Below are 17,440 nucleotides of genomic sequence, written 5' to 3'. Positions count from 1 at the left end.
AGGAGTGAACGAAGAATGAAAAATCGCTTGATCGCCCTGTGCGCCGCCCTGTGTCTGGTCCTCCCTCTGGGGACCGGGGCCCTGGCCGCCCAGAGCACGGATACCGCTCTGGAGACCGTGAAGGTTCTGGGCATTATGGTGGGAGATGAAAACGGGAACATGAACCTCTCCTCCCCGGTGACCCGGGCAGAATTTGTCAAGATGATGACGGCGGCCTCCGCCTACCAGGATACCGTGGGCAGCGGCTACGGCTCCTCCCTTTTCAAGGACGTGAAGAGCAGCCACTGGGCCGGCGAGTACATCAGGCTGGGCGTGGAGCAGGGCTGGTTTAACGGCTATGTGGACGGCACCTTTCGCCCGGACAGCTCCATCACCCTGGAGGAGGGCTGCACCGCCCTCCTGCGGCTGCTGGGCTATGATTCGGGCAGCCTGGCCGGGAGCTTTCCCACCGCGCAGCTCTCCAAATCCAGCGCCATCGGCCTGCTGGACGACCTGGCCGCCGTGCAGGGTCAGGTCCTCACCCGGCAGGACTGCGTGACCCTCTTCTATAACCTGCTCACCACCCAGACCAGCTCCGGCTCGGTCTACGGCGCCACCCTGGGCTACACCATCACCAACGGCGAAGTGGATTACTCCGCCCTGGTCGCCGCCGACACCAAGGGCCCCTATGTGGCCTCCTCCGGCTCCCTGGAGCTCCCCTTCTGCACCGACAACGTCGCCGTCTACCGCAACGGCTCCGCCTCCGACCTGTCGGCGGTGAAGCAGTACGACGTATACTACTATAACGCCAACCTGCGCACCGTCTGGCTCTACAGCAGCCGGGTCACTGGCACCCTCACCGCCGTCTCTCCCAACCGGGCCGCCCCCTCCTCCGTCACGGTGGCGGGCGTCTCCTACGACATTGGCACCTCCGCCGCCTACAAGCTCTCCAGCCAGGGCGGCTTTGCCGACGGCGACACCGTCACCCTCCTGCTGGGCATGAACGGCGAGGTGGTGGACGTGATCACCGCCCAGGCCAGCGACAGCGTCTATTACGGCGTGGTGGTCTCCAGCGAAAAGACCGCCTCCTCCTCGTCCACCTCCCTCTCCGACACCACCTCCGTGCAGATCGTCACCCAGGTGGCCTGCTCCGACGGCACGGTCCGCACCTTCTATCACAGCGGCAGCCAGCTCACCGCCGGGCGGCTGGTGAGCGCCGGGGTCAGCCGCTCCGGCACCGTGGTAAAGTACCTGTCCACCAAGAGCCTGTCGGGCACGGTCAGCAGCGACGGCGCCCACTTCGCCGGCTACCCCTTCGCCGCCGGCGTGGAGATCCTGGACACCGACAGCAGCGGCGGCTATGCCCGCATCTACCCCTCCCGTCTGGTTGGGGTCAAGCTCCCGTCCGAACATGTACGCTACTACACCCTGGATTCCTCCGGCTGCATCGACCGGCTCATTCTGGACGAGGCCACCGGCGACACGCTGGACTACGTCTATCTGACCTCTGCCAACAGCACATCCGAGGGCATGAGCGTCTCCGGCACCTATCAGTACCTGCGCAGCGGGACGGCCGGAACCATCAGCGGCTCCACCGCCTACAGCGTCTCCACCGGCGGCGCGGTGCTCCTCTACGACGACGGCAGCCTCAAAACCATCCGACAGCTCCAAAAGGTCGCCCTGACCCAGCTTTCCGACCGGTACGCCATGGCCGGGAATCAGAAATACCTGCTGGATGAGAACGTCCAGGTGCTGCTTCAGGGCTCCAGCGGCTGCTATGCCACCACCCTGTCCGCCATCAACGCCGAGGACTACTCCCTGAGGGGCTGGTACGACGAGCTGGGCTGTCCCGGGGGCGGGCGCATCCGCATCCTGGTGGCCACCGTCGCCTGAATCCGCTCCCCTCCCCGGTTTTTCCCCTCTTGCCGCCGGAGGCGTTCTGGTGTATGATGCTGGAGTGAAGGGAAACGTTTTGCGGGGTGAACCGATTGGAACAGGAGCAGCGGGCCTCGGCGCCCGACATCGCCGCCCTGGCCGGAGAGATCCTTCTGGCCAGCGGGGCGGAGATCTTCCGGGTGGAGGAGACCATCGACCGTATCTGCCGGGCCTACGGCGTGGCGTCCGCCGACGCCTTCGTCCTCAGCAGCGGCATCTTCCTCACGGCGGGGAACGAGACGGAACGGGCCTTCGCCCGGGTCCGGCACATCCCCCTCAGCGGGGCCCGCCTGGACCGGGTGGCCGCCGTCAACCAGCTCTCCCGGGAGATCGAGCAGGGCCGCTGTACGCCCCGGCAGGCTTATCAGCGCCTGCTGGCCATCCGGGACCTGCCCGGCCGCCCCCGGTGGGTCCAGACTCTGGCCTCCGGCGTGGGCAGCGGCTGCTTTTGCCTTCTCTTCGGGGGCGGCCCCGCCGACTGCCTGGTCTCTTGCGGGGCAGGTCTGCTGCTCTACCTCTACCTGCTCTATCTGGTGCGGGGCCGCCTGTCCAAGATCGCCGCCAACATCAGCGGCAGCGCTCTGGTCACCCTCTTCTCCCTGCTGGTCTATCTGGCGGGGGTGGGGGAACGGCTGGACATCATCACCATCGGGGCCATCATCCCCCTCATTCCCGGCGTGGCCTTCACCAGCGCCATCCGGGACATCGCCGACCAGGATTACATCGCCGGCGCGGTCCGGATGCTGGACGCTCTGCTGGTCACCTTCTGCATCGCCGCAGGCGTGGGCCTGGTCATGGCGGGCTATCACCTGCTGCTGGGAGGTGCGCTGCTGTGAACCTTCTTCCGCTTCTGCCGGAGGTGGCCGCCGCCGGGGCCGGTACCGCCGCCTTCGCCGTCCTCTTCCACGTGCCCGCCGCCTTCTACCTCCGCTGCGGCGTCATCGGCGGCTGCGGCTGGCTGTGCTACCGGCTGCTGATGGCGGCGGGCCTGACCGCCATTCCCGCCGTCTTCTGCGCCACGGTGCTGGTGGTCTTCCTCTCCCGCCTGTCGGCGGTGGTCCGCCGGTGCCCGGTCACCCTGTTCCTGGTCCCCGGCATCTTCCCCCTGGTCCCCGGCGTGGGTATCTACTGGACGGCCTACTACCTGGTCACCGACCGGTCCGCTCTGGCTTCCCAGCAGGGGAGCACCACCCTGCGCAGCGCCGTGGCCATCGTATTGGGCATCCTGCTGGTGCTGGAGATGCCCCAGGGGCTGTTTCGGCGGCTGGCCGGTCCCTTCCTCCGAGCGTAAAGACAGCGGGCCCCGCAAAAGCGGGGCCCGCTGTTTTTCTACTGCTCCCACAGCCGCTCAGGATACAGACCCCGGGCCGTCATGTCCGCTAGGGCGGCCACCACAGTGGGTTTGTCCTCCTGATAGGTGACTCCGTACCACTTGTCCCGGCTTCGCAGGACCTTTACCCGGGCCTTGCCCTCGTCAATGAGGGCGCTGACCACTGCGGGGAGGTAATACTCCCCCTTCAGGGGATTCTCCGCACGGGTCCGCTCCAGAAAGGCCGGGAACCGGGCCCAGGCCTCCTCCAGATAGCTCCGGGTAAAGCCCCACAGATTCATGGAAACCACCGTATCCCCCGGCAGGACGGTCCAGGTGGCTCCGCCGTCCTCGGTGTACCGGATGGCCGTCCCATCCTTCTCGATGCGGGTGCGCTCGGTGACCCGCTCCAGGTAGCCGTCCTCGTCCTCCCGGCACACGCCCCGGGACACCGAGCCGTGCTCGGTGACGGTATTCTCCAGCCGGTAGCCCACCATGGCGTACTCGTAGCCCGCCGCCCCGTCGGGGTGGGCGGTGAGATAATCGTAAACGGCCCGGAACCCCTCGGGACCGTAGTAGTCGTCGGCGTTCACCACCGCGAAGGGCCCGTCCACCACGTGCCGGGCCGCCAGAACGGCCTGAGCGGTGCCCCAGGGCTTTACCCGCCCCTCCGGCACCCGCTCCCCCTCCGGCAGATCCTCCAGCGCCTGAAAGGCGTATTTGACCGTCATCGCGCCGCCGAGCCGGTCTCCGATTGCGGCGCGGAACTCCGCCTCGTGCTCCCGCTTGATGACGAACACCACCGTGTCAAAGCCCGCCCGGCGGGCGTCGTAGATCGAATAGTCGATGATGAGCTGGCCGTGGGGCCCCACCGGGTCCAACTGCTTGAGCCCGCCATAGCGGCTCCCCATGCCCGCCGCCATGACCACCAAAACCGGTCGTTCCATACCTTTGCTCTCCTTTCCTGCTGCCGCAGATGTAGTTTCTTCTATTCTAATCGGCCAGAGGCAAAAAGGGAAGAGCCATTTTTCCTGTGTTTTTCGCCGCGTTGACTTCCCCCGGGGAGCAAGGTATAATTTACCTATCCAAACATGGCGCTTCGGACGCATATGACGCATATATTTAGGAGGAGAAAGCATGGGGTTCAAAAGCGACATTGAGATCGCGCAGGAGTACCGGATGGAGGACATCCGCTCCATCGCCGCCCGGGCGGGCGTGGACGAGCCGTACCTGGAGCTCTACGGCAACTACAAGGCCAAGATCGACTCCCGCCTCCTGCGGGAGAGCCGGCGGCCCGACGGCAAGCTGGTCCTGGTGACCGCCATCAATCCCACCCCGGCCGGCGAGGGCAAGACCACCACCACGGTGGGTCTGGCCGACGGCCTGCGGCGCATTGGGAAAAACGCCCTGGTGGCCCTGCGGGAGCCCTCTCTGGGCCCCGTGTTCGGCGTCAAGGGCGGCGCCGCCGGCGGCGGCTACGCCCAGGTGGTGCCCATGGAGGACATCAACCTCCACTTCACCGGCGACTTCCACGCCATCGGCGCCGCCAACAACCTGCTGGCCGCCCTGCTGGACAACCACATTCAGCAGGGCAACGCCCTGGGTATCGACGTAAAAAAGATCACCTGGAGGCGCTGTGTGGACATGAACGACCGGCAACTGCGCAATGTGGTGGACGGTCTGGGCGGGCGGATGAACGGCGTGCCCCGGGAGGACGGCTTCGACATCACCGTGGCCAGTGAGATCATGGCCGTGCTCTGCCTGGCCTCCGACCTGATGGACCTGAAGGCCCGGCTGGGCCGGATGGTGGTGGCCTACACCTACGACGACAAGCCCGTGACCGCCGCCGACCTGAAGGCCCAGGGCGCCATGGCCGCCCTGCTCAAGGACGCCATGAAGCCCAATCTGGTCCAGACCCTGGAGGGCACCCCCGCCTTCATCCACGGCGGGCCCTTTGCCAACATCGCCCACGGCTGCAACAGCGTCATCGCCACCCGCATGGCCATGCGTCTGGGGGACTACGCCATCACCGAGGCCGGCTTCGGCGCCGACCTGGGGGCGGAAAAGTTTCTGGATATCAAGTGCCGCCTGGCCGGGCTCACCCCCTCCGCCGTGGTGGTGGTGGCCACCGTCCGCGCCCTCAAGCACCACGGCGGCGCGGCCAAGGCCGACCTGAATCAGGAAAACCTGGAGGCCCTGGAAAAAGGCCTGCCCAACCTGCTTCAGCACGTGGGCAACATTACCAACGTCTTTGGCCTGCCCTGCGTGGTGGCCATCAACCGCTTCCCCACCGACACCGAGGCCGAGCTCAAGCTGGTGGAGGACCGGTGCCGGGCTCTGGGCGTCAACGTGGCTCTCAGCGAGGTCTGGGGCAAGGGCGGCGAGGGAGGCATGGCCCTGGCCCGGGAGGTGGTCCGGCTGTGTGAAGAGGAGGGCAGCTTCCGCTTCTCCTATGACGCCGACGCCTCCATTGAGGACAAGCTCCACGCCATCGCCACCAAGGTCTATCACGCCGACGGGGTGGACCTCACCCCCAACGCCCGCAAGCAGATGAAGCAGCTCACCGAGCTGGGCTTCGGCGGCCTGCCCATCTGCATGGCCAAGACCCAGTATTCCTTCTCGGATGACCAGAACCTGCTGGGCGCCCCCAAGGGCTTCCGAATCACCGTGCGAAACCTGAAGGTCTCCGCCGGAGCCGGCTTCCTTGTGGCCCTCACCGGCGACATCATGACCATGCCCGGCCTGCCCAGAGTCCCGGCGGCGGAGAAGATCGACGTGGACGAGAACGGCAAAATTTCCGGACTGTTTTAAAAATAGGAGGCGCGATATGGAGCTGACCAAGCAAAGCTGCGAGGATTTCCTGGACGTGCTGGCCTCCAAGGAGCCGGTCCCGGGCGGCGGAGGTGCCGCCGCCCTGGTGGGCGCGGTGGGGGTGGCCCTGGGCCATATGGTGGGAGCCCTCACCGTGGGCAAGAAGAAATACGCCGACGTGCAGGAGGACATTCTGGCCCTCAACGCCAGGGCCGAGGCCCTGCGCGCCCGGCTGGTGGAGCTGGTGGAGGAGGACGCCCGGGCCTTCGAGCCCCTGTCCCGGGCCTACGGCCTGCCCGCCTTTACGGAAGAGGAGAAGGCCCGCAAGGCCGCCGTCATGGCCCAGGCCCTGGACGCGGCCTGCGCCGCCCCGCTGGCGCTGATGGAGGCGCTGTGTCAGGCCATCGACCTGCACCGGGAATACGCCCAGAAGGGGACCGCCATCGCCATCTCCGACGTGGGAGTGGGGGTTGCCTGCTGCAAGGCGGCCCTCCAGGGGGCCAGTCTCAACGTATTCATCAACACCAAGTCCATGGCCGACCGTGCCAAGGCCGAGGCTGTCAACGAAAAGGCCCGGGCCATGCTGGACGCCTCCTGCGCGCTGGCTGACGGCATTTTTGCCGACGTGGCCGCGCGCTTCCAGTGAGGTGCGCCATGGCAAAAATTTTATCCGGCAAAGAGGTCGCCGCCGCCCTGAACAGCCGGCTCCAGGCCCGGGCCGCCGCCCTGGCGGAGCAGGGTGTCCTTCCCACCCTGGCCATCGTCCGGGTGGGTGAGCGGGAGGACGATCTGTCCTATGAGCGGGGCGCCATGAAGCGGTGCGGCACGGTCGGCGTCTCGGTACGTCCCTTCGTCCTACCCGCGGACGTGCGCCAGGACGAGCTGCTGGCCGTCATCCGGCAGATCAACGAGGACCCGGCCATCCACGGCTGCCTGCTGTTCCGCCCTCTGCCCAAGCATCTGGATGAGCGGGCGGTATGTGAAGCGCTGCGGCCCGAAAAGGACGTGGACTGCATCACCAGCGGTTCCCTGGCGGCGGTCTTTTCCGGCCAGGGGGCGGGGTATCCCCCCTGCACCGCCCAGGCCGTGTTGGAAATTCTGGACCACTTCGGCTGCGAGCTCCGGGGCAAACGGGTCACGGTGGTGGGCCGGAGCCTGGTGGTGGGCAAGCCGGTGTCCATGATGCTGCTGGGCCGCCACGCCACCGTCACCATCTGCCACACCCGGACGGCGGACCTGCCGGGCCAGTGCCGTCAGGCGGAGATCCTGGTGGCCGCGGCGGGCAAGGCAGGCGTTATCGGGAAGGAACACGTCTCCCCCGGCCAAGTGGTCGTGGACGTAGGCATCAACTGGGATGCGGCCGCGGGCCGCCTGCGGGGGGACGTGGACTTCGAGCAGGCCGAACCCCTTGTGGAGGCCATCACCCCGGTCCCCGGCGGCGTGGGCGCCGTCACCACTTCGGTGCTGGTGGGCCATGTGGTGGACGCCGCCGCCCGAGCGGCGGGTCTGTAATCTCTTATCCGAAACAGCGGGGCCCCGGCGCATTGCGCCGGGGCCCCGCTGTGTGGCAAAAAGGTTGTTGGGATTGCAAGGGAACGCACATGTCAGACCGGTATACACAGGGGATCTATGGGAAAGCGAGCCGGAATCCAGCCCGCGGACCCGCGGGAATTCAGCGGAACAGGCTGCCGGAGATGACCAGCTTCTGGATCTCGTTGGTGCCCTCGTAGATCTGGGTGATCTTGGCGTCGCGCATCATGCGCTCCACATGATAGTCCTTCATGTAGCCATTGCCGCCCAGCATCTGAACCGCCTCGGTGGCGACCTTCATGGCGGTGTCGGTACAGGTCATCTTGGCCATGGCCGCGGGGATGGAGTAGGGCTGACCCTCCTCCTTGCACAGGGCGGCCTTATAGAGGAGCAGCTTGGCCTTTTCGATGTCGGTGGCCAGCTCGGCCATCTTGAAGGCCAGGTACTGCTGCTTGTTCAGAGGCTTGCCGAACTGCTGGCGCTGCATCAGGTACTGGCGGGCGATCTCATAGGCGCCCTCGGCGATGCCCAGGCCCTGGGCGCCCACGCCGATGCGGCCGCCGTCCAGGGTCTTCATGGCCAGCTTAAAGCCCTCGCCGGGCTTGGCGATCATGTTCTCAGCGGGCACGCGGACGTTGTCGAGGATCATGTCGGACACCATGGCGGTACGGATGCCCATCTTGTTCTCCACATGGCCCACGGTGAAGCCGGGTGTGCCCTTCTCCACCACAAAGGCCGCCATGCCCTTGGTGCCCAGCTCCGGGTCGGTCAGGCAGTAGATGACGGTGTAGTCGGCCAGAGGGCCGTTGGTGTTGAAGCACTTGGAGCCGTTGATGACATAGCTGTCACCGTCCTTGGTGGCCACGGTATGCTGGCCGGCGGCGTCGCTTCCGGCGGAGTGCTCGGTCAGGCCGAAGGAGCCAATCTTCTCCCCATAGGTGATGGGGGCCAGAAACTTCTTTTTGATCTCGTCGGGGGCGGAGGAGTTCATGATGCTGCCGCCGTACAGGGAGGTGTCCACGGAGAAGGCGATGCCGAAGGCGGCGTCCACCTTTGAGATCTCCTCCACGGCCAGGATGTAGCTCAGGTAACTGCCGCCCATGCCGCCCAGCTCCTTGGGATAGGGCAGGCCGTAGATACCGGTCTTACCCAGCTTGCGGAAGGCCTCCAGGGGGAACTCACCGGACTCGTCCCGCTCGCGGACCTGGGGGAGAAGCTCCTTCTCTGCGAAATCCCGGGCCAGCTTCTGGATGTCCTTCTGCTCGTTTGTCAGTTCGAAATTCATGGCAATCATCCTTTCCTTATCTATAAATTGGTCCCACCATTTATACCTAATACAAATATCTAGCTAGCTAATTATATGGGCAAAAAAAGCACCGCTCTGCGGCTTGTTATCTTACTGCAAATAGTTTCTATTCAAAACTATCTTGGTACAAAAATACCACATTCTTTTCTCCTTGTCAAGCCCTGATTTCCGATTTTACACAAATTTTATTGGTGCTACCTCTCGCCCGGCTCTTGTTTTTCCCAGGGCCGGGCGGTACAATAAAAATATCCCCGGCAAATCAAGAAAACGATAGGAGAGGAAACTATGAAGCAAAAACGTCTGTCTCAGTCCCTGCTGGCTGTCCTGATGGCCGTGGCTCTGCTGGTCTCCCTCATTCCGGCGGCTTTGGCCGCCGAGGGCGGCAAGCACATCACCATTCTGGGCACCTCGGATATGCATGGCAACATCTGGGGCTACAGCTATGAGGACAACAAGGAGAGCGCCAACAACGGCATGGCCCGCCTCTACACCTACATCCAGCAGGTGCGCGCCGAGAATCCCAACACCATCCTCATCGACGCGGGCGACGACATCCAGGGCACCATTATGACCGACGACATCTACAACAAGACTCCGGACGAGGCCCATCCCGTCATCGCCGCCATGAATTACATGGGCTACGATGCCATGACGTTGGGCAACCACGAATTCAACTGGGGCATCCCCACCATGCAGAAGATCGTCGGCCAGGCCGAGTTCCCCGTGCTGGCCGCCAACGTGAAGGGGACCGACGGCAAGCTGGTCACCGGCGCGGGCTGGACCATCGTGGAGAAGGACGGCGTGAAGGTGGCCGTCATCGGCGTGGTCACCCCCGACGTGCCCATCTGGGACGGCGGCAAGGAGGGCATCGACGGCTGCACCTATGAGGCCGCCAGCGCCGCCGTGAAGGCCGCCATCGCGGAGATCGGCACACAGGCCGACCTCATCGTGGTCTCCGCCCACATGGGCCTGTACGCCGAGTTCGACGAAGAGAACGGCTCCGATTCCGCCCAGAAGATCCTGGACGACAACCCGGAGATCGACGTGCTCCAGGTCGCCCACAACCATGTGGTGGTCAACGAGAAGCAGGGCAACCTGGTCATCGGCGGCGTGCGCAACGGCGGCCGCGACATCGCCCGCTTCGATCTGACGCTGGACGCCGACAACAACATCGTTGACAGCGCCGTGGAGATCGTGGACATGGCCGACGTCACCCCCAGCCAGGAGATCCGCTCCATCGCCCTGGTGGCCGAGGCCCACCAGAAGACCATCGACTTCATCAACGGCGGCGGCTCCGGCGAGGACGGTCAGAGCGGCGCCGCCCTGGGCGCCACCACCGCCAAATTCCAGCCTGAAAACGAGATCGCCGGCCTGCCCGAGGGCAAGCTCCGCGACACCGCCGTCATGGACCTCATCAACCAGATCCAACTGGAGAACTCCGGCGCCGACGTCTCCGCCGCCGCTCTGTTCAAGGACACCAGCGACCTGCCCGCCGGCGACATCAACTACGGCAACATCTTTGACATCTACAAGTTCGACAACACCCTCTACCGGGTCACCGTCACCGGCAAGGAGCTGAAGGCCTACATGGAGTGGGCCGCCGAGTGCTACAACCAGTGGGTCCCCGGCGACATCAACATCAGCTTTGACCCCGAGTACCCCGGCTACCTCTACGATATGTTCGCCGGTGTGGACTATGAGATCGACCTGAGCCAGCCCAAGGGCGCACGCATCAAAAACGTGATGTTCAAGGGCAAGCCTCTCACCGACGAGCAGACCCTCACCCTGGCGGTGAACAACTACCGCTACTCCTCCGCCCTCAAGTCCCAGGGGCTTGTGGAGGGCAAGAAGGAGTGGGAGTCCTCCAACTCCATCCGCGACATGATCGTGGCCTACTTTGCCGAGCACTCCCCCGTGGCCCCCGCTGTGGACAACAACTGGAAGATCGTGGGCGTGGACCTGAGCGTGGACGACCCCCGCCGCCAGGAGATCATCGATCTGGTGAACGCCGGCCGTTTGGACGCCCCCTATGACAAGAGCTACAACCTGAACGACTATGACGCCATTCTCGCCTCCGCCAAGCCCGCCGGCAACGTCAGCGTCAACGGCGAGGTGGTGGGCTCCGCCTTTACCTATCAGATCGACGGCGGCGCCACCTACTACCGTCTGCGGGATGTGGCCTGCGCCCTGAAGGACACTGCCGCCGCCTTCAATGTGGAGTGGAACGGCCAGGTAGTGGTCACCAAGGGCGCGGCGTATACCGTCGAGCCCATCGAGAATCCCGCCATGATCCCCGCTGTCACCGAAACTACCCTCTCCGTCTTGGCGGACGGCCAGAGCGTGGAGGTCTCCGCCGCCCTCCTATCTCCCGGCTACCATTGCGTCACCGCCGAAGGGCTGGCCGCCCTGCTGGGCCTCTCCGTCACCGAGGCTGACGGTATGCTGACCATCATTGCCCAGTAAGCACCCGGTCTATTTGGGCCAATTCGCCTCTGAAAAGCCACGGTCAGGTTGTATAACCTGACCGTGGCTTTTTATCCCGCCGTATGCTATACTTTTTCCATCCGAACTGAACCATAGGAAGCCACAAGGAGGTCAATCGTATGGCACACACTGTTATCACCGTGGGCCGCGAATACGGCTCCGGCGGACGTCTCATCGCCCAAAAGGCCGCCGAGGCCCTGGGCATCCCCTTCTTCGACCGTTCCATCATCAACATGGCCGCCGAGGAAACCGGGCTCTCCGCCGATTTCATCCGTCGTACCGAGCAGCAGAAAACCAGCAGCTTTCTCTACAACCTCTATATGAGCACCCAGAGCCTGCCCGTCAACGACCAGGTCTTTATTGCCCAGTCGGAGGTTATCCGACGGGTGGCTGCCGAGGGGCCCTGCATCATCGTGGGCCGCTGCGCCGACTATGTGCTGCGCAACCAGTCCGGCGTGGACGCCCTGAACCTCTTCATCCACGCCCCCATGGAGGAGCGCATCCGGAGGGTCCGGGAGGAGTACAAGGTCCAGGCCCCCGACTTGCGGCTCTACATTCTCAAGCAGGACAAGAACCGGGCCGCCTACTACGAGCACTTTACCGACGGACAGTGGGGCAAGGCCCAGAATTACCATCTGGCCGTCAGCAGCGGTCTGGGTCTGGAGACCATCGTGCGCCTCCTGACCGATCTGATGCGGGATCGGGGGCTCGGCGCGTGAGCACAGAACCCCGTCAGCCTGCGGAAAACAAGATGGGCGTCATGCCCGTGCGTCAGCTTCTCATTACCATGTCCCTGCCCATGATGATTTCCATGCTGGTGCAGGCCCTCTACAACGTGGTGGACAGCATGTTCGTCTCCTACATCAGCGAATATGCCCTCACCGCCGTGGGCCTGGCCTTTCCCGCCCAGAACCTGATGATCTCGGTGGGCGTGGGGACCGGGGTGGGCGTCAACGCCCTGCTGTCCAAGAGCCTGGGAGAAAAAAATTTTGACGCAGCCAACAAGGCCGCCGTCAACGGCATCTTTCTGGCCTTCTGCTCCTGGGCGGCTTTTGCCCTGCTGGGCGGCTTTTTCTCCCGGACTTTCATGGCCCTCCAGACCGACGTGCCCGAGATCATCGCCTACGGCGACACTTACCTCACCATCATTGCCGTGGCCTCGGTGGGCATGATGTTTCAGATCTGCTTTGAGCGGCTGCTCCAGTCCACCGGAAAAACCATTTACACCATGCTCTCTCAGGGCCTGGGCGCCGTCATCAACCTGATCCTGGACCCCCTGCTCATTTTCGGCCTCGGACCCTTCCCCGCCATGGGCATCGCCGGGGCGGCCCTGGCCACCGTCATCGGCCAGTGCGTGGGCGCCCTGCTGGGCCTCTTCTGCAATCTGCGGCGCAACCCGGAGATCACCATCTCCTTCCGGGGCTTCCGGCCCCATGGCGTCACCATCCGGAAGATCTATGCCGTGGGCGTGCCGTCCATCATCATGTCCTCCATCGGCTCGGTGATGACCTTCGGCATGAACAAGATCCTGGGGGCCTTCAACTCCACCGCCGTGGCGGTCTTTTCCGCCTATTTCAAGCTGGAGAGCTTTATCTTCATGCCGGTATTCGGCCTCAACAACGGCATCGTGCCCATCATCGCCTACAACTATGGCGCGCGCAAGCCGGACCGTATCCGGGCCGCCGCCAAGCTGGGCTTCCTCTATGGTGCGGCCATCATGGCCGTGGGCGTGCTGCTGTTCTGGCTCATCCCGGGCCGGCTCCTAGGCATCTTCAACGCCTCCGACTATATGCTGGAGATCGGTATCCCCGCCCTGCGCCTCATCAGCCTCAGCTTCCTGCCCGCCGCCTTCGGCATCGTTACCTCCTCGGTCTGTCAGGCCCTGGGCCACGGCGTACTGAGCCTCATCGTCTCCGTGCTGCGGCAGTTGGTGCTCATTCTGCCCGTCTCCTGGCTGTTGGGCCACTTTGTCGGCCTCAGCGCCGTGTGGGCGGCTTTCCCCTTTGCGGAGGTCTTCTCCTTCCTGCTCAGTGCGGTGTTTATGGGCTACATGTTCAAAACCGTGGTCCGTCCCCTGGAGCAGCCCGAACCCTGACACAAAAAGAGCCCCGCGTGAGAAGGCGGGAGTCATAAGACAGTTAACAGGAACAGCAGTTTATTCTGCTGTTCCTGTTCTTGTATAATTACATTTTGTGTGATAGTATGTAAAAACAACACTATAAACTTGTTGAATTTGATGGAGATGTTGTAATGGTCAGGGAAGTTAGAGAAAATGAGTTGAATGAACTTCTGGAATTGTATTTATTTTTACATGAGAAATCTGTTCCAGAGATGACAGAGCATTTGAAAAATACATGGAACACGATTATTGAAGACAAAAACCATCATATCATTGTTAAGGATGTAGATGGAAAAATCGTTTCTTCATGTGTTTGCGTAATTATTCCAAATCTGACAAGAAATATACGACCATACGCATTTATCGAAAATGTTGTTACCCATTTAAACTATCGAGGAAAAGGATATGCGACAGAATGCCTAAACTATGCAAAAGGTATTGCCGAAAGGGAAAACTGCTATAAAATGATGTTACTTACAGGTTCACAGGAAGAAACCACGCTGAATTTCTATGGTAACGCGGGATATAACAGTACAGACAAAACAGCATTTATTCAATGGCTTGAATAATACAAATTCAAGAAAGTTTGTCGAATAGATAAAGGGCGCACTTCTATACACCTACCGGTGTATCGTGCGATGTGCGGTTTTGCGCCGCACAAAAGCCTCCCCTGTGTAAGGGGAGGTGCCCCGCAGGGGAGGAGGAGTTGTCAATCCCTCAGTCAGCTTCGCTGACAGTTCCCTTTACACAAGGGCCTTTCCGAAACCGGTACATATTGCAAACTACCGACCTGCGAGCATACACAGGTCGGTAGAACTGTTTTACGGACACCCGCCAAAACGCGGGGCTCTTTTTTAATGGAAGGGAACCATCTCCATGCGGATGAACCAGCCCTGGTCGTGCTTGCACACCGGGCACATGGCGGGAGCCCGGGTACTCTCGATGACCATGCCGCAGTTGAGGCACATCCACTGCACCTTGACATCGGAGACAAAGAGCTTTTCCGACTCCAGCAGGTCGGCGAACCGGCCGAAGCGGTCGCCGTGGACCTTCTCGATGTCGGCGATCATGTCAAAGGTCTTGGCGATCTCGGAAAAGCCCTCCTCCCGGGCCACGTCGGCAAAGTGGGCGTAGTCGTGCTCCCACTCCTGGTACTCGTTGTGCTGGGCGGCGCGCAGATGCTCCAGCACGCCGGGGAAGATGTCCACCGGGTAAGTGCCGTCGATCTGGATGTTCTTGCCGGAGAGGGACTCCAGTAGGTCGTAATACACCTTGGCATGGGCCCGCTCCTGGTCGGCGGTGAAGGTGAACACCGCCTCGATCACATGCAGGTTCTTCCGCTTGGCCAGTCCGGCGGCAAAGGTGTAGCGGTTGCGGGCCTGGCTCTCTCCCGCAAAGGCGCGCAGCAGGTTCTGATGGGTCTGACTCTGGGCAAAGTCGATGGGCATGTACGCTCACTCCCTTTTCATGGATGCCTATAGTATGCCCTCTTTCCACCGCGCTCATACAAGGGGGGACCGGACGGCTGTGCCGTCCGGTCCCCCCTTTTCTTCTTGCCTCACAGACGCTTTTCCAGCTCGTCCCGAATCGCGTACAGGAAATCGGTGCTGTTCACCGTCCGGGCGGGGGCCTCCCCCTCCCACAGGCCGGCCAGGTCCTTGGTCATGGTGCCGGACTCGATGGTGGCGATGGAGGCGGCCTCCATGGCGTCGGCAAAGCGCACCAGATCGGCGCCGCCGTCCAGCTCTCCCCGCTTGCGCAGCGCCCCGGTCCAGGCAAACAGGGTGGCCATGGGATTGGTCGAGGTCTCCTTCCCCTTCCGATGCTGGTAGTAGTGGCGGGTGACGGTGCCGTGGGCGGCCTCGTACTCATACTTGCCCTCGGGTGAGACCAGCACAGAGGTCATCATGGCCAGAGACCCAAAGGCGGTGGACACCATGTCGCTCATCACGTCTCCGTCGTAGTTCTTGCAGGCCCAGATGAAGCCGCCCTCGCTGCGAATAACCCGGGCCACCGCGTCGTCAATGAGGGTATAGAAATACTCAATGCCCGCCTTTTTGAATTTTTTGTCATACTCCGCGTCATAAATCTCCTGAAAAATATCCTTGAAGTGGTGATCGTATTTCTTGGAGATGGTATCCTTGGTGGCAAACCACAGGTCCTGCCTGGTATCCAGGGCGTATTGGAAGCAGGCGTGGGCAAAGGAAGTGATGGAGGCGTCGGTGTTGTGCTGGCCCTGTATGATGCCGGCGCCCTGGAAATCGAAGATGGTCTCCCGGGCCTCGGCGCCGTCGGACGCGGTATAGACCAGCTCGGCCCTGCCGGGGCCGGGCACCTGGTATTCCACCGCCTTGTAGAGGTCGCCGTAAGCGTGACGGGCAATGGTGATGGGCTTCTTCCAGTTCTTCACCACCGGGGAGATACCCTTTACCATGATGGGGGCGCGGAACACGGTGCCGTCCAGGATGGCCCGGATGGTGGCATTGGGGGACTTCCACATCTGGGAGAGCTTGTACTCCTCCACCCGCTGGGCGTTGGGGGTGATGGTGGCACACTTGACCGCCACGCCATACTGCCGGGTGGCCTCGGCGGAGTCCACCGTCACCTGGTCGCCGGTGCGCTCCCGCTCGGGCAGGCCCAGGTCAAAATAGACGGTATTCAGTTCGATGTACGGCTTGAGCAGGATTTCTTTGATATCGCTCCACAGGATACGGGTCATCTCGTCGCCGTCCATCTCCACCAGAGGTGTTGTCATTTTGATCTTGTCCATCGTGCTCGCTCCTCCTTGGCATATTGTTTTCTCTTTTAGTATAAACGGTTTTCCGCAAAAAGGCAATGCAGGATTTTGCACATTCGCCTGCATTTTTACATAGGATACAGGGGGGAGCTCCCCCGAAATTCTGCAAGAGGTACAACGCCATGTGCAAGCGACTTTTTTCCGCCCTGCTGGGGCTGCTTCTGCTCTGCGCGCCCGCCCCGGCCCGGGCCGCCGCCGTGGACCGGATGGCCGGCATCGACATCAGCGTCTATCAGGGGGACGTGGATTTCGAGACCGTCCGGGACGACGGCGTGGAGGTGGTCTATATCCGGGCCAGCTACGGCAGCGACGGCGTAGACTCCGCCCTCTATTCCCACTACGAGGGGGCCCGGGCCGCCGGACGGAAGCTGGGCTTTTACCACTATCTCACCGCCCTGGACACGGAGAGCGCCCAGGCGCAGGCCGGCTTTTTTGCCGGCCTCATCCGGGACCTGGACTACGACTGCCGTCCGGCCCTGGACTTCGAGGTCTACCGGGGTCTGGACCGAGACCAGGCCACTGCGGTGGCCGCCGCCTTTCTGGAGACCTTGGAGAACGAGCTGGACGTCACCCCTATGCTCTATGCCGACGCCTATGTGGCCTCCACCCGCTTTACCGGCGCTCTGAGCCGCTACCCCCTGTGGGTGGCCCAGTGGGAGGTCGCCGCCCCTGATCTCTCCGGTACCCCCTGGGAGACCTGGACGGGCTGGCAGTACACTGACCTGGGCCGGGTGGCGGGGATCGACGGATACGTGGACCGGGACTGGTTCACCGGTGAAGTCCTGCTGGACCCGGGCCCGGCCCCGCAGCCCTACCCCTACTACACGGTGCGGGCCGGGGATACGCTTTGGGCCATCGCCCAGCGGTATTACACCACCGTGGCTGAGTTGGCCCGGCTCAACGCGATTGCCGACCCCAACCGGATCTATGTCGGCCAGGTACTAAAGATTCCGTCGGACGGCTCGGACTACCAGGCTTACACGGTGCGGGCCGGGGATACGCTTTGGGCCATCGCCCAGCGGTATTGCACCACCGTGGCTGAGTTGGCCCGGCTCAACGCGATTGCCGACCCCAACCGGATCTATGTCGGCCAGGTACTGAAGATTCCCCTCTCCTGACCGCCAGGCAAGGCCGCGGGTATACCCGCGGCCTTGCTTTTTATCCGCCGCT

Annotated in this window: 15 protein-coding genes; 11 read left to right on the top strand and 4 right to left on the bottom strand. The window is 62.9% G+C overall.

Features of this window, described 5'->3' with window-relative positions; genetic code table 11:
* Window positions 1–15: 15 nt before the first annotated feature.
* The 3 genes from BN2154_RS04390 (at window position 16) to BN2154_RS04380 (ending at window position 3,205) form a co-directional block, all read left to right on the top strand.
* Window positions 16–1,872, top strand: coding sequence for an S-layer homology domain-containing protein (locus tag BN2154_RS04390; RefSeq protein ID WP_050617674.1), 1,857 nt, complete (start codon window positions 16–18; stop codon window positions 1,870–1,872).
* Window positions 1,873–1,958: 86 nt separating this feature from the next.
* A complete protein-coding gene (locus tag BN2154_RS04385) occupies window positions 1,959–2,750 on the top strand; it encodes a threonine/serine exporter family protein (RefSeq protein ID WP_242853690.1) in 792 nt (263 codons plus the stop codon).
* Complete coding sequence (locus BN2154_RS04380) at window positions 2,747–3,205, top strand: threonine/serine exporter family protein (protein WP_050617672.1); 459 nt, start codon at window positions 2,747–2,749, stop codon at window positions 3,203–3,205. The genes BN2154_RS04385 and BN2154_RS04380 overlap by 4 nt, the downstream gene beginning before the upstream one ends.
* A 38-nt stretch (window positions 3,206–3,243) precedes the next feature.
* Here BN2154_RS04380 and BN2154_RS04375 read toward each other — a convergent pair whose 3' ends face one another.
* Window positions 3,244–4,170, bottom strand: coding sequence for a nucleotidyltransferase family protein (locus BN2154_RS04375; protein ID WP_050617671.1), 927 nt, complete (start codon window positions 4,168–4,170; stop codon window positions 3,244–3,246).
* A gap of 190 nt (window positions 4,171–4,360) precedes the next feature.
* On the opposite strand from BN2154_RS04375, the gene BN2154_RS04370 reads away from it, so the two are divergent.
* From BN2154_RS04370 to BN2154_RS04360, 3 genes are read left to right on the top strand one after another with little or no spacing between them, the layout of a single operon-like run.
* Window positions 4,361–6,034: a formate--tetrahydrofolate ligase gene (locus BN2154_RS04370; protein ID WP_050617670.1), complete on the top strand. Its 1,674-nt coding sequence runs from the start codon at window positions 4,361–4,363 to the stop codon at window positions 6,032–6,034.
* 16 nt (window positions 6,035–6,050) lie between these two features.
* Window positions 6,051–6,680 (top strand): cyclodeaminase/cyclohydrolase family protein, encoded by a 630-nt coding sequence (locus tag BN2154_RS04365; protein WP_050617669.1) that lies wholly within the window; start codon window positions 6,051–6,053, stop codon window positions 6,678–6,680.
* 8 nt (window positions 6,681–6,688) lie between these two features.
* Window positions 6,689–7,546 carry a bifunctional 5,10-methylenetetrahydrofolate dehydrogenase/5,10-methenyltetrahydrofolate cyclohydrolase gene (locus BN2154_RS04360; RefSeq protein WP_050617668.1) on the top strand — a complete coding sequence of 286 codons (858 nt, stop codon included), beginning with the start codon at window positions 6,689–6,691 and terminating at the stop codon, window positions 7,544–7,546.
* Window positions 7,547–7,706: 160 nt separating this feature from the next.
* Here BN2154_RS04360 and BN2154_RS04355 read toward each other — a convergent pair whose 3' ends face one another.
* A complete protein-coding gene (locus BN2154_RS04355; RefSeq protein WP_050617667.1) occupies window positions 7,707–8,849 on the bottom strand; it encodes an acyl-CoA dehydrogenase family protein in 1,143 nt (380 codons plus the stop codon).
* Window positions 8,850–9,155: 306 nt separating this feature from the next.
* On the opposite strand from BN2154_RS04355, the gene BN2154_RS04350 reads away from it, so the two are divergent.
* The 4 genes from BN2154_RS04350 (at window position 9,156) to BN2154_RS15135 (ending at window position 14,042) form a co-directional block, all read left to right on the top strand.
* On the top strand, window positions 9,156–11,333 hold the full coding sequence (locus tag BN2154_RS04350; RefSeq protein WP_050617666.1) for a bifunctional metallophosphatase/5'-nucleotidase: 2,178 nt from the start codon (window positions 9,156–9,158) through the stop codon (window positions 11,331–11,333).
* A gap of 140 nt (window positions 11,334–11,473) precedes the next feature.
* Window positions 11,474–12,073, top strand: coding sequence for a cytidylate kinase-like family protein (locus tag BN2154_RS04345; protein WP_050617665.1), 600 nt, complete (start codon window positions 11,474–11,476; stop codon window positions 12,071–12,073).
* 32 nt (window positions 12,074–12,105) lie between these two features.
* On the top strand, window positions 12,106–13,449 hold the full coding sequence (locus tag BN2154_RS04340) for an MATE family efflux transporter (RefSeq protein WP_094762358.1): 1,344 nt from the start codon (window positions 12,106–12,108) through the stop codon (window positions 13,447–13,449).
* A 155-nt stretch (window positions 13,450–13,604) separates the two neighbouring features.
* Complete coding sequence (locus BN2154_RS15135) at window positions 13,605–14,042, top strand: GNAT family N-acetyltransferase (RefSeq protein ID WP_094762357.1); 438 nt, start codon at window positions 13,605–13,607, stop codon at window positions 14,040–14,042.
* A gap of 285 nt (window positions 14,043–14,327) precedes the next feature.
* Here BN2154_RS15135 and rbr read toward each other — a convergent pair whose 3' ends face one another.
* Both rbr and BN2154_RS04330 read right to left on the bottom strand, forming a co-directional pair.
* Window positions 14,328–14,921 (bottom strand): rubrerythrin, encoded by a 594-nt coding sequence (gene rbr, locus BN2154_RS04335; RefSeq protein WP_050617663.1) that lies wholly within the window; start codon window positions 14,919–14,921, stop codon window positions 14,328–14,330.
* A gap of 110 nt (window positions 14,922–15,031) precedes the next feature.
* Window positions 15,032–16,243, bottom strand: coding sequence for an NADP-dependent isocitrate dehydrogenase (locus tag BN2154_RS04330; RefSeq protein ID WP_050617662.1), 1,212 nt, complete (start codon window positions 16,241–16,243; stop codon window positions 15,032–15,034).
* 149 nt (window positions 16,244–16,392) lie between these two features.
* On the opposite strand from BN2154_RS04330, the gene BN2154_RS04325 reads away from it, so the two are divergent.
* Window positions 16,393–17,388 carry a GH25 family lysozyme gene (locus tag BN2154_RS04325; protein ID WP_050617661.1) on the top strand — a complete coding sequence of 332 codons (996 nt, stop codon included), beginning with the start codon at window positions 16,393–16,395 and terminating at the stop codon, window positions 17,386–17,388.
* Window positions 17,389–17,440 lie beyond the last annotated feature (52 nt).

The organism is Intestinimonas massiliensis (ex Afouda et al. 2020) (assembly GCF_001244995.1).
In the GTDB taxonomy this organism is placed as follows: Bacteria; Bacillota; Clostridia; order Oscillospirales; family Oscillospiraceae; genus Intestinimonas; species Intestinimonas massiliensis.
This window is presented reverse-complemented; position numbering and strand designations above follow the sequence as displayed.